The sequence below is a fragment of the Bradyrhizobium sp. HKCCYLS20291 genome (assembly GCF_051167715.1).
Taxonomy (GTDB): Bacteria; Pseudomonadota; Alphaproteobacteria; order Rhizobiales; family Xanthobacteraceae; genus Bradyrhizobium.
The window spans coordinates 17,543-30,175 of sequence record NZ_JBNPTO010000023.1; the positions used below are offsets into that span (position 1 = coordinate 17,543).

9 protein-coding genes are annotated in these 12,633 nt (G+C 63.7%); 4 read left to right on the forward strand and 5 right to left on the reverse strand.

Going from position 1 to position 12,633, the window contains the following annotated elements; translation table 11 throughout:
• Positions 1 to 75 precede the first annotated feature (75 nt).
• Both ACQR07_RS33375 and ctrA read right to left on the reverse strand, forming a co-directional pair.
• Positions 76 to 567: a hypothetical protein gene (locus ACQR07_RS33375; protein ID WP_434906298.1), complete on the reverse strand. Its 492-nt coding sequence runs from the start codon at positions 565 to 567 to the stop codon at positions 76 to 78.
• Positions 568 to 1,870: 1,303 nt separating this feature from the next.
• Positions 1,871 to 2,572 carry a response regulator transcription factor CtrA gene (gene ctrA / locus ACQR07_RS33380; RefSeq protein WP_012046382.1) on the reverse strand — a complete coding sequence of 234 codons (702 nt, stop codon included), beginning with the start codon at positions 2,570 to 2,572 and terminating at the stop codon, positions 1,871 to 1,873.
• A gap of 423 nt (positions 2,573 to 2,995) precedes the next feature.
• On the opposite strand from ctrA, the gene fliI reads away from it, so the two are divergent.
• The 4 genes from fliI (at position 2,996) to ACQR07_RS33400 (ending at position 6,744) form a co-directional block, all read left to right on the forward strand.
• Positions 2,996 to 4,318 carry a flagellar protein export ATPase FliI gene (gene fliI, locus ACQR07_RS33385; RefSeq protein ID WP_434906299.1) on the forward strand — a complete coding sequence of 441 codons (1,323 nt, stop codon included), beginning with the start codon at positions 2,996 to 2,998 and terminating at the stop codon, positions 4,316 to 4,318.
• A gap of 109 nt (positions 4,319 to 4,427) precedes the next feature.
• Positions 4,428 to 4,847 carry a flagellar export protein FliJ gene (fliJ, locus tag ACQR07_RS33390; RefSeq protein WP_434867726.1) on the forward strand — a complete coding sequence of 140 codons (420 nt, stop codon included), beginning with the start codon at positions 4,428 to 4,430 and terminating at the stop codon, positions 4,845 to 4,847.
• Positions 4,848 to 5,001: 154 nt separating this feature from the next.
• Complete coding sequence (locus ACQR07_RS33395; RefSeq protein WP_434867725.1) at positions 5,002 to 5,550, forward strand: sigma-70 family RNA polymerase sigma factor; 549 nt, start codon at positions 5,002 to 5,004, stop codon at positions 5,548 to 5,550.
• A gap of 54 nt (positions 5,551 to 5,604) precedes the next feature.
• On the forward strand, positions 5,605 to 6,744 hold the full coding sequence (locus ACQR07_RS33400) for an anti-sigma factor (RefSeq protein ID WP_434906300.1): 1,140 nt from the start codon (positions 5,605 to 5,607) through the stop codon (positions 6,742 to 6,744).
• 131 nt (positions 6,745 to 6,875) lie between these two features.
• On the opposite strand, the gene ACQR07_RS33405 is transcribed toward ACQR07_RS33400, so the two are convergent.
• From ACQR07_RS33405 to ACQR07_RS33415, 3 genes are all read right to left on the reverse strand, one after another.
• A complete protein-coding gene (locus ACQR07_RS33405) occupies positions 6,876 to 7,076 on the reverse strand; it encodes a hypothetical protein (protein ID WP_434906301.1) in 201 nt (66 codons plus the stop codon).
• A 371-nt stretch (positions 7,077 to 7,447) separates the two neighbouring features.
• The gene (gene flhA, locus ACQR07_RS33410) at positions 7,448 to 9,577 is read right to left on the reverse strand and encodes a flagellar biosynthesis protein FlhA (protein ID WP_434906302.1); all 2,130 of its coding nucleotides are present in this window, start codon (positions 9,575 to 9,577) and stop codon (positions 7,448 to 7,450) included.
• A 1,408-nt stretch (positions 9,578 to 10,985) separates the two neighbouring features.
• The gene (locus tag ACQR07_RS33415; protein WP_434906303.1) at positions 10,986 to 12,344 is read right to left on the reverse strand and encodes a serine hydrolase; all 1,359 of its coding nucleotides are present in this window, start codon (positions 12,342 to 12,344) and stop codon (positions 10,986 to 10,988) included.
• Positions 12,345 to 12,633: the final 289 nt, after the last annotated feature.

Genomic DNA, 12,633 nt, shown 5'->3' on the forward strand with positions numbered 1-12,633 from the left:
GGATCGGCTGCACATCCCACAGTGAGATCAGTTGATGCGATGAGAATGTGGATGAGTTTTGGTGGCTCAAGCCGTCTATTTTGCCGGCGAGGGTGCACTCTCGCTCTTCACTTCCGACAGCTCCTGATGACTGATGGCCCAGACATAGGCCGACACCGCCTCGACATCCGCCAAGTCCAGATCGCCATCGCGTCCGGGCGCCACCTCCATGTTGTGCAGGATGGTGCGCTTCACGCCGTTGACGCTGCCGTCGCTCCAGACGAACATTCCGGCGGTCAAATCGTTGCCGTTCGGCGTGCCCTTGCCATCGATGGCATGACAGACGCTGCACTGCCCGTTCGCGGCCTCGCCATGGAAGATCCGGTCGCCGAGCAGGATATGCTCCCTGGTGAAGCCTGAGGGCACCGGCAACGTCTCCGCCACAGGGCGCCGCAGATCCCTGTAGATGCTGAGCGGCGGCGTCACCAGCCTGAACTCCGTCGGCTCCGCGTCGGCAGCCGACGCAGGAGGGGCGCCCGAAAGGATGACGCAGGCCGAAGCCGCCAGGGCGATGAAGCGCAATGCCATGTGTCCCCCTCCGCGAAGCACGAGCGGACTGCAGCCGACCTATACGGCGCAGCTAGGCGCGTGGTTCGGACGGATGTATCCTAGCATTGCAGGACTAAATGCTGGAAGCTTCATAAAAAGGCGGCAAGGCTGATCTCGCCTGGCTACCTTCGAGGTGCTGAGACGCCCTTGGGCGGTTTCGCCATCTAATGCGGGTGCATGAGAGCCGCTCTGCCGCCGTTCTGCTTAAAGTTCAATTATCCAGAAAAATTTTCTTTCGCTTTATCAGAAAACGTGCTTTACTCCGCTTCGTCCCGCCCCAACGAGGGGACGCTTCGCGGTCGTCACGGACGTCGGTGTGGGATGCGATGGGCGCTTCGGGTCGCAGCATGGCTTGGCCGTGCCGACGAACGATCCTGGGTGCACGGTGAAGTCGCGTGGTCCTGGCCTCCCGGTGCTGAGGTCAAGCCTGTGGGCGTTGCTGATGAGCTGCCTGCGGGTGATGGGGGCAAGACAGCCGGTCCCCAGGGAGATCGCGTATAAATCGTAAAGCCATCGCGCAGGGAGGGCCGGGTGTTTCGGCCAGACCTGTGGTGACTGCCGCCTGCTTTCTTTTCTGCAGGCGGGCCACGGGCGCGGCCAGCGCCCGGCCTTCCCTGCGCCCTCAGTTTGGAGGAGGGCGGTGAGGATGCCGAACAACTCGGGCGCGGGGCGCTGCGAGACCGCGGTGATTTGTCTGTACGTTCTTAGAAAGCGCATCCGCAGATGTCGTGCGAACTTTTAGAGATGAAAGTCGCCTCGGGCGTCATTGCGAGCGCAGCGAAGCAATCCAGGGGCCGGGGTGGGACTCTGGATTGCTTCGTCGCTTCGCTCCTCGCAATGACGGAGCAAGGCGAGGGGCCTGTGGGGGGCGTTTGAGCCGTGCAGCTGCGGCAACGGCGGTCGGCTCCCCTCCCCCACGCCGCCAATCGCGCCAGCGATTGTCGGCACGCGGGGAGGGGTTGGGGGTGGGGGCTTCTTGCTCGGGGTGGAGTTCGGGGCAGGGGCGGTGCGGGCGGCGAGCTCAGTGCTTAGTTGGTTGGCTGGAGTGGGGGAGTCTCATGCGGACCATTTTCGGGGACCCCCACCCCCGACCCCTCCCCGCAAGGGGGAGGGGAGTTCACCGTGCGCTTGGGGAGAGCTTGGCTCCAATGACTGTCGGCCAGGGCGCAAATGGCCGGCCCATCAGCAACACCGCCCCCACAAACAAAAACCCCGCCATTTGCGGCGGGGCCCAGTCTGGGAGGAGCAAGCGGTGAGGCTTGCCGAGTTACCCAGTGAAAGATCAGGCGGGGATGCGCTCGTCCATGTCGTGCGGCTCGCGCAGCACGTAGCCGCGGCCCCAGACGGTTTCGATGAAGTTGCGGCCTTCGGAGGCGTTGGCCAGCTTCTTGCGCAGTTTGCAGATGAAGACGTCGATGATCTTCAGCTCGGGCTCGTCCATGCCGCCGTAGAGATGATTGAGGAACATCTCCTTGGTCAACGTAGTGCCCTTGCGGAGCGAGAGCAGCTCCAGCATCTGGTATTCCTTGCCGGTCAGGTGCACGCGCTGGCCGCCGACTTCGACTGTCTTGGTGTCGAGGTTGACGACGAGGTCGCCGGTCTGGATGACCGACTGGGCGTGGCCCTTGGAACGGCGGACGATCGCGTGGATGCGGGCGATCAGCTCGTCCTTGTGGAACGGCTTGGTCATGTAGTCGTCGGCGCCGAAGCCGAGGCCCTTGACCTTGTCCTCGATGCCGGCGAGGCCGGACAAAATGAGGATCGGCGTCTTGATCTTCGAGACACGCAGCTGCTTGAGCACGTCGTAACCGGACATGTCGGGCAGATTGAGGTCGAGAAGGATAATGTCGTAATCGTACAACTTGCCGAGGTCGACGCCTTCTTCGCCGAGGTCAGTCGTGTAGACATTGAAGCTTTCGGACTTCAACATCAGCTCGATCGACTGCGCGACGGCGCTGTCATCCTCAATCAGCAAAACGCGCATGCCAGTTCCCCATAGTCGCCGCTCCGGGCGTCAGGTCGGCCGCCACCGCGGCACTCAAAACGCCTTTGAACAACTGATTCGGATCCTGACGAGAGATGGTTAACAAATCCTGATTCCGCTGCGCAAGCTCTATCCGTGCAATTTTTGTCGAATCGCCGTAAGGTGTTGCGAAGAAGCAGTTTTTCTCAGCCGTCCTCGTTCAAGCTCCATGTGAAGAGATGGAACTAACCGACTCTCGTTCCTCACCGCTTTTGGGGGGGCGGCAAAGCGCACTACGTCAGTCACTCCAGACCATGACGCAATGATTAATGATGCGAGTAAACACAGAGTTAAACCAGCCAGGCGAATCGGCTCCTATTTAAGGTTTTCGCAATGAAGGCTGTTTCGTGATGAAACTGGTTTCGCGATGAAGGCAGCTTTGCAATGAAAGCCCTTGCCGAACAGATCAACGACATCGACGCTGTGAACACCTATGGTCGTGTCGTCGGCGTGAAGGGACTCATGGTGGAGATCGCCGGGCCCATTCATGCGATGTCGGTCGGCGCGCGCATCGTGATCGAGACCGGCAGCAATGTCATTCCTGCCGAGGTGATCGGTTTCTCCGGCAGGAACGCGGTGGTGATGCCGTTCGCCGGGCTGGAAGGGGTGCGGCGCGGCTGCCGCGCGGTCATCGCCAATGCCGCGAACCAGGTGCGGCCGTCGCTGGCCTGGCTCGGCCGCGTCGTCAACGCCATGGGCGAGCCGATCGACGGCAAAGGGCCGCTGCCGCAGGGCGCAGCGCCGGTTCCCTATCGCAACAATCCGCCGCCGGCGCATTCGCGCAAGCGCGTCGGCGATCCGCTCGATCTCGGCGTGCGCGCTCTGAACACGTTCCTGACCTGCTGCCGCGGCCAGCGGCTCGGCATCTTCGCCGGCTCCGGCGTCGGCAAATCCGTGCTGCTGTCGATGCTGGCGCGCAACGTCGATGCCGCGGTGTCGGTGATCGGACTGATCGGCGAGCGCGGCCGCGAGGTGCAGGAGTTCCTGCAGGACGATCTCGGTGAGGAGGGCCTGGCGCGCTCCGTCGTGGTCGTCGCGACCTCCGACGAGCCGGCGCTGATGCGGCGGCAGGCGGCATATCTGACGCTCGCAATCTCGGAATATTTTCGCGACGAAGGTAAGGACGTTCTGTGCCTGATGGACTCGGTGACGCGCTTTGCGATGGCGCAGCGTGAGATCGGATTGTCGGCCGGCGAGCCGCCGACCGCGAAGGGCTATACACCGACTGTCTTTACAGAGCTGCCGAAGCTGCTCGAGCGCGCCGGTCCCGGCAGCGGCGACGGCACCATCACCGGAATCTTCACGGTGCTGGTCGACGGCGACGATCACAACGAGCCGGTCGCCGACGCCGTGCGCGGCATTCTCGACGGCCACGTCGTGATGCAGCGTTCGATCGCCGAACGCGGCCGCTACCCGGCGATCAACATCCTCAAATCGGTGTCGCGGACGATGCCGAAATCGGCCGACCCCGTATTCTTGCCGACGATCATGCGCGCGCGCCAGGTGATGGCGACCTACGCCGACATGGAGGAATTGATCCGGCTGGGCGCCTATCGGGCAGGCTCGAGCCCCGAGGTCGACGAGGCGATCCGGCTGCACGAGCCGCTGGAGGCGTTCCTCAGGCAGCGCAAGGACGAGGTCAGTACCCTTTCTCAAGGGTATCTGGAGCTGGAACAGATCCTGGGGCGTTTGGAAACGGAAAGCTAACTTTGTCGGGTAATCATCCCCTCCATGTAACGAGCTTAGTCGGCAAGCCCAGGAAGGGCGGCCGGCCCTGTCCCGCGCCGTCTACGGGACTTCTGGGGAGTATGAGTCGATGAAGTCGCGCGAAACGCTGATCCGCCTGAAAAAGTTTCAGGTGGATGAGAAACGCCGCCGGGTGACGCAGATTGAAGGCATGATCGCTGACTTCCAGCGCATGTCCGCCGAGCTCGAGCGGGAAATCCAGACCGAACAGGACCGGGCCGGCATCAACGACCCGACCCATTTCGCCTATCCGACCTATGCCAAGGCCGCGATCCAGCGCCGGGAAAACCTGACGCGCTCGGCCGACGAGCTGCGCGGGCAGCTCGAGGATGCCAAGGCGGCGCTGTCGGAGGCGTTCGAGGAGATGAAGAAGGTCGAGTTGCTCGACGAGCGCGACCAGGCCCGCGAAAAGGCCGAGGAGAGCGCCCGCGAGCAGGCCGACATGGACAGTATCGGCCTGATGCGCGCCCGGCTCGGCGTCATCGCCTGAGCCGGTCGCCACGGCCGGAAGCTTGACGTGAACCCGGGCCGCGAGGTCCGGGTTTTTCGTCTTTGCCCCACCCGGGTAGAGCGCCCCGCGCGATGTGTGCTACGGGAGGACGTGGGCTCGAACGAGGGAGTGGGGCGATTTTCGGGGACGCTGAATGCTGACGCCGGCAGATCTGGTCGAGCTGCTGGCCGCAGTCGCCAAGGGCGACGAGGCTGCGTTCGAGCGCCTCTACGCGGCGACGCGCGCGAAACTCTATGGCGTCGTGCTCCGTATCTTGCACCGACAGGACCTCGCCGAGGAGGTCGTCCAGGAGACCTACGTGAAGGTCTGGAACAACGCCGCCCAGTTCAACCCGGCGGTGTCTTCGCCGATCACCTGGATGGCCGCCATCGCCCGCAACCGCGCCATCGACCTGGTGCGCAAGCGTGGCGAGCTGTCGTTGGAAGATGAGCCTTCCGCGCTGGAGGTCGCTGCCGAGACGCCGGATCCGCTGGCGCGCCGGGAGATGTCGGAGGAGCTCAAGCGTCTTTTGGAATGCGTCGGCCGGCTCGAGCCCGATCGCCAGAAGCTCGTGCTGCTCGCCTATTACAATGGCTGGAGCCGCGAGCAATTGGCGACCAAGTTCGAGGCGCCGGTGAATACGGTCAAGACCTGGCTGCGGCGGAGCATGATGGACATCCGCCAATGCCTCGGTCTCGGATGAGGTGTGGCTCGACTGGACTAAGAGAGCTCGTAGGTGACGTGACCTGGACCCGTGATGGCGTATAGCGAAGACCATATCGCGCTGGCGGCGGAATATGCGCTCGGGACGCTCGATGGCGCCGAGCGCGCCCAGGTCGAGACGATGATGGCGGTCGACCGCGACTTCGCGGCCGTCGTGCAGGCCTGGGAATTGCGCCTCGGCGCGCTCAACCAGATGGTCGGGCTGGTCGAGCCGCGCGCTGAGCTGTGGGACCGCATCAAGGCCGAGATCGCACGCTCGAGTCCCAAAGCCGTCGCTGTCGATCTGTCCGAAGCGGAAACGCCGGCGGTCGCTGAGGTCCCCGTAATTGAAGAAGCCCCGGTCGCGGCCATCGCGCCTGAACCGCCCCCCGTTCCGGCTGCTGAGATCCAGCTGCCACCAGCTATGCCGGCCGAGATGCCCAAGGCCGAGCGGTCCGTTGCTGAGCCGCCCAGGGTCGAAGCGCCGCCGGTCGAGATCTCCAAGGCTGAAGTCTTCAAGCCTGAAGTCTCCAACGCCGACGTCGCCAGGGTGGAGACCGGCGGCCCGCGATCGCGGGCTGCCGCCCCGCCGGTGAACGCCCCGGCGCGCATCGGTACATCGGCCGAGAGCGCGGCGAACGACAATGCCGCTGTCATCCGATTGTCGTCCCGCGTGCGGCGGTGGCGCGCGGTCGCCAACGTCATGACCGCGCTCGCTGCGGCGCTGCTTGCGCTGGTCGGCGTGCAGGTCTATCGGCCCGATCTGCTGCCGCAGCGGCTGCAGCCGAAGCCGCGAATTCAGACGGTGGAGGTCAAGGTCCCGGCCGCGCCGGAGCCGGCGGCGCAGTTCGTCGCTTTGTTGCAGAAGGATGCGGCGTCCCCGGCCTTCATCCTCACCGTCGACTCCGCCACGCGGAGCTACACGGTGCGACGGGTCGGCGCCGCGCCCGAGGCGGGCAAAAGTTTTGAGCTCTGGATCGTGTCGGACAAGTTGCAGAAGCCGCGCTCGCTCGGCGTGATCGGCGGCAGTGATTTCACCAGCCGCCCGGTTCTGTCCTCTTACGACCCCGACATCGTAAGCCGCGCCACTTACGCTGTCACCGTCGAGCCGGAGGGCGGCTCGCCGACGGGGCAGGCGACGGGACCGATTGTCTTTACGGGCAAGCTGATCGAGACGGTGCCGCCGGGCAAGTAGCTCAAACCGGCAAAAAGAAAACGCCCGTGGGGAGCGGGCGTTTTCGGTAGTGGACTTGGGGTTGGGTCTACTACATATCCACGCGGCCAGTTGGGGGGCTGTGAGAACCGCGTGAATTCCGGGAATTCTGATCAGCGAACCAGCGACGCCTGCGAGCTCGTCACCACGACCGGCTTGCCGGCCTTGATGACCTTCGCGGTCTGCGCGTAGTTCGTCTCGGCGTTGAGCCGGGCGGAGATGCCGAAGCCGGCCACTGCGATGCCAGCCACGAGCGCCACCACCACGATCTTGAGGTGGGTCGTCCGATCTGCGCTGTAAATCGAGTGGTTCATGGAACCCTCCTGCCGTCTTCCGTCCTTCGCTGATTCGTGCGAACCGACGTCCTTCTGGTTCATCGTCTCGCCTGCAAGAACGTAGGAAACCTCGATTCCGTTTCGTAGAGGGCATCACAAGCGTGTGATAAGGCGTGATGCTTCGCGATCGCAGGTTCGAAATAACGATCTTTGTCATTCTGTATCAATAGCTTGAAGCCCTGTTCGGTCTTCGGCGAAAAATTCAGCCACCTAACGCAAAATTAAGAAATTGTTTGCCTGTGGCGGCAAAACACAGGTCGGTTTGCCCCTAAAAGCGGCAAGACCGGCGCGATGCGCCGGCCCTGGTCGTAACAACTTCGGAACGAGTCGCAGGTTCCGCGCCATTCGTCTCAAACACTCCCGACGGTCTTCAGCCGCGCCCGCGGGTGGATCTCGGCCTGCGACAGCACCGTGGTCTGGGCGCGGAAGCGCTCGACCAGCGAGCGGACGAACGGACGGATCGCCGCCGAGGTCACCAGCACCGGCGACTCGCCCTCGCGCGCGGCCCGCTCGAACGCGTCGCGCGTGGCGGTCATGAACTCCGACAGCTTCGACGGCTGCATCGCCAGGCTGCGCTCCTCGCCCTGGCCGATCAGCGATTCCGCAAATGCCTGCTCCCACTTCGCCGACAGCGCGATCAGCGGCAGATAGCCCATCGGCGAGGTGTTCTGGGCGCAGATCTGGCGGGCGAGGCGGGCGCGTACATGCTCCACGATGGTCGCCGGATTGCGCGAGAACGCGAGCGCATCGGCGACGCCTTCGAGGATGGTGGAGAGATCGCGGATCGAGATGCGCTCGGACAACAACAATTGCAGCACGCGCTGGATGCCGGAGATCGTGATCTGCGTCGGCACGATGTCCTTGACCAGCTCGCCCTGCTCCTTCGGCAGCTCCTTGAGCAGCTTCTGCACCTCGCCGTAGGACAAGAGGTCGCTCATGTTGGCCTTGAGCAGCTCGGTCAGATGGGTCGACAGCACGGTTGCCGCATCCACCACCGTGTAGCCCTTCAGCGTCGCCTCTTCCTTCAACCCGGCATCGACCCAGGTGGCGGGCAGGCCGAAGGTCGGCTCCGTGGTGTGGATGCCGGGCACCGCGACCTGGTTGCCGCCGGGGTCCATGACCATGAACTGGTTCGGCCAGATCTTGCCGGAGCCGGCATCGACCTCCTTGATCTTGATGATGTAGGTGTTGGCCTCGAGCTGGACGTTGTCGAGGATGCGCACCGACGGCATCACGAAGCCCATCTCGATCGCCAGCGAGCGCCTGAGCGCCTTGATCTGGTCGGTCAGCCGGTCGGTGCCATCAGGCGCGTTGACCAGCGGCAGCAGCGCATAGCCGAGCTCGATCTTGAGGTCGTCGATCTTGAGCGCGGCGGAGATCGGCTCCTCGGCGGCCGCGGCACTGGCTGCTGCGGTCGGCGCCGCGGCGGCTGCGGCGACTTCCTCGGCCTTCGCCATCTCCTTCTGCTTGCGGGCCTTGACCGCGAGCGCAGCGGCGCCGCCGCCGAGCGCCAGGAAGGGCAGGGTCGGGATGCCCGGCAGCAGCGCCAGGATCAGCATCACGGCGGCAGACAGGCCGAGCGCCTGCGGATAGCCGGAGAACTGCTTCATCAGCGCCTTGTCGGCGGCGCCGCTGACGCCGGCCTTTGACACGAGCAGGCCGGCCGCGGTCGAGACGATCAGCGCCGGCACCTGGGTCACGAGGCCGTCGCCGACGGTCAGCGTGGTGTAGGTGCGGGCCGCCTCGCCAAAGCCGAGACCCTGCTGGGCGACGCCGATGATGATGCCGCCGATGATATTGATGAAGACGACGAGCAGGCCGGCGACCGCGTCGCCGCGGACGAATTTCGAGGCACCGTCCATGGCGCCGAAGAAGCCGCTTTCGTCCTCCAGCTCCTTGCGCCTGACCTTGGCGACCTTCTCGTCGATCAGGCCGGCGGAGAGGTCGGCGTCGATCGCCATCTGCTTGCCGGGCATCGAGTCCAGATGGAAGCGCGCCGCGACCTCGGCGATGCGGCCCGAACCCTTGGTGATGACGACGAAGTTCACCGTCACCAGGATCGCGAACACGATGATGCCGATGACGAAATTGCCGCCCATCACGAAACTGCCGAACGCCTCGATGACGTGGCCGGCCGCGTCCGTGCCCTCATGGCCGCGCGACAGGATCAGCCGGGTCGAGGCCAGGTTCAGCGACAGCCGCAGCATCGTCGAGATCAGGAGGATGGTCGGAAACGACGAGAATTCCAGCGGCGTCTGGATGAACAGGGCGGTCATCAGGATCAGGATCGACAGCGTGATCGAGATCGCCAGAAAAAGATCGAGCACCAGCGAGGGCAGCGGCAGGATCAGCACCACCAGGATGGTGAGGATGCCGAGCGCCAGCGCGATGTCGCCGCGCAGGATCATCGTCTTGAGGTCGCCGAATGAGAACCCGCCGGCCGGTGCGCCGGCCCCCTGACCCGCCGTGACGTCGACCATGGCTTTCGCCCCTTCCCGTGAGCCGCGTTTGCCGGCCCCAAACGACTGCGCGGCGGCCGACGGGCCACCGTTCCTGAACTGAGGTACCGCGCTGGCGTCCACGGAAGCTCTCCCCCGTCAACCGCACCCAACCACGACACGCACATTCCACTGGGCAATTTTTGCCCGGTGGATGGTTAGCGTTCGGTTAACGGCGGTTAACAAGAGGTTGCCGGGAGAGGGGCATGTGCTCTTCTGCGGCATCTCGGATACGCCGTGAAAATACGGGCCTCGCCGTTTGAGATGCGTAGCACTCCGGGGCTCGGAGCCTGACCCTCTTCCCGCTATCCTTTGATGATCGCGTTCGAAGCAGCCAGCAACTTCCGCACCGCTGCGCGATGCAGTGCCCTCGCCCCTTGTGGGAGAGGGCAGCGCCGGCCGATCCGCACACTCGGTTGGGTGAGGGGTTCTCTCCGCGAGCGCAACTCGTTGAAACAAACCCCTCACCCGACCGAGATCGTTGCACTGCCATGCATGCCCTCTCCCACAAGGGGCGAGGGCGCAGCCACTGCCTTCGCGCCCGCGGCGAGGTCGATTGGTTTCCCGCTTGTCCATAAGGCTGCTCTCCACAAGCGCGCGGCCAATTTGTTCATGGTCAGCTTGCAGTACGCTCCGTGCTGGAGGTTCATGGTGGAGAAGCCGCGCATCGGCGTCTCGAACCATGAGGCCTCCGCCGCCGGCCGATGCACCCGAATGAATGTCGTCTTGAAGACAAGCGCGATCCTCTCCCGCGGCGCATTGCGCCCGGGCCGTGCATCAGGTCCGCCCTCGATCAGATGGAGGGCGCAGGGAAGGCCGGGCGCTGGCCGCGCCCGTGGCCCGCCTGCAGAAAAGGAAGCAGGCGGCAGTCACCACAGGTCTGGCCGAGAACGCCCGGCCTCCCCTGCGCAACGGTTGGAACGGCTTATACGTGGTCTCCCTGGTGCGCCGGGCTTGTTGGCCACCATCACGGGCGCGATGCGCGAGCACCGCCACCTGCTTGACACCAGCGTCGGGGTGTCAGGACCGCACGACTTCGCCGTGCGCAACGAACCGTTCGTCGGCGCGGCACGAAGCCACGCTGCGATTCGCTGCGCCCATCGCATCCCACCTCCCACGTCTCGTGACGGTCGCGACACGCCCCTCCGGCGGAAGCAGGACGGGGAGAGATATACATGATTTCCGAAAAATGGAAAGACAAAAATTCTGTAAACCGTAAATGATGATCGTTCGTGCGCTGCCCTAGCAGGTGGGCTTTTACACCCAACCGTAGCCAGCTTTGTGAGACGCGGTGCTCAGCGATCCGCAAGTCCTAAGTGCCGAGGGGCAAAATCGCTGACTCGTTCAGGAACGTAGGCTGATACTTACGTCAAGTGCACCGCCGTTGCAGTCAAGAAAGACGGGTTCCGAGCGTGTCGCGCCCATACCGGCGTGCGACCAGACCTGTTACCCGGCCGTCGTGGCTAATTTGAAAGGTAATCTCGGTGTCGTCGGCATCCCAAAAGAAGTGATTGGGAGCGTCCGGTCGAAGCTCATAGGGAGAGCGTTGCCGTTCAGCCCCTTCTATCACGAGTTGTGCGAAGAGCTGATCTTTCATGCGGGTGATGGACAAGACGGCGGTCGGCAACACCCTGTATCGACCTACATAGCGTTCCAGAGTAGCGGCATCGAGCACGATGAGCGGAGGTTGAGCCTTGCCCGGTCCAAGCGCGCTGCCGGTCAGCAGATGAAAGCCGATATCACCGAACCCACTCATGGTGAAGGTGTTGGCGAGAACCACCACGCCTGTTCGGCGCCCCTGATTGATCCCCAAGAAGCACTGATATCCGGCGGTGCTCCCGTTGTGGAATGCAATTTCCCCAGCCGGCGTCGTCAGAATGAACCAGCCGAGCGCTGTCGTCATACCCTTCGCGTCGACCGGACGACGCGGTCGCAGTTGTGCCGACATTGCCCGCTTGAGAGGGGTCTCGAAAAGCCCCAGTTCGGCCGCGGTGAACCGAAGTAGATCGTTCGCCGTGGAACGAAGTGCCCCCGCGCCGGCGAGAGCGGCAAGGGTCCAATTGCGGACTGGACGCCGACCCTGATCATGACCTCGGGCAAGCCGTGCGGCGAGGGCTGGCGGAAGTTCGATGCCCGTGCTGGGCATGTCGAGAGGCCCGGTGATCCGTTGTTGGACTAGCGTTTCGTATTCGAGACCCGCGCGCAGTTCCAGGATATGGCCAAGCAGACCAACGCCGAAATTGGAATATTCATAGGCTTCGCCGATGTTCCGGGTGAGGACTTGATCGGTTATGGACCGGTAAAGCTTGTCGACCGAATAGTCCCCGAAGGGGTTGGTCGGATCCTCGGTGTCGAGAAAAGCTTTCTGCATCCCTGGCAGGCCAGAGGTGTGGGTCGCAAGATCGATGAGCGTGATCTGTCTGCCGCCGCGTCTTGGCATCGTCACGCCTGCGGGCAAGTGGAAGGCGGCCGGATCTTCGAGGGAGATTTCGCCGCGCTCCACCATGTCGGACAGGAGCAGCGAGGTGAATGTCTTTGTCACGGAGCCAATCTCGAACAGCGTGTCTCCGTCTGGCGTCTCACCGTCCCGCCCGTCGGTCTTTCCGTAGGCAACGATCCGATGGCCGTCTTCGTCGACGACCCCAACGACAAGGCCGACGCTTCGACGCTGGACGTCGACCCGGTCAACCAGGATTGCGCGAATTTCCGCATCGTCCGGAAGTGTCCAGAATGCCATCTTCTTGGCCACCGTCGCGTATCCCCGACATTCCCAGTGTGCATCTATGCAGGTGTCGGGACAAGGTAAAGAGCGCCGCGTACTTTACGTCTCGTCGCTCGCTTCGATGAACTGATTGCGTTGGCTTGTTTCAAGCATCCGAAGGGACGCGCGCGCTGGACCTTGCGGCAGTTGGGGAAGGTGTGAAACTGAGGCGCGCTTTCGACGCGAATTCAACTGAAAGTAGATCTGGCGGGGAAGAGGACTTCATCTTGCCAACGCGTCCTTCGCGCCCCTCGTCAGGCGATATTCGAGCCGACCT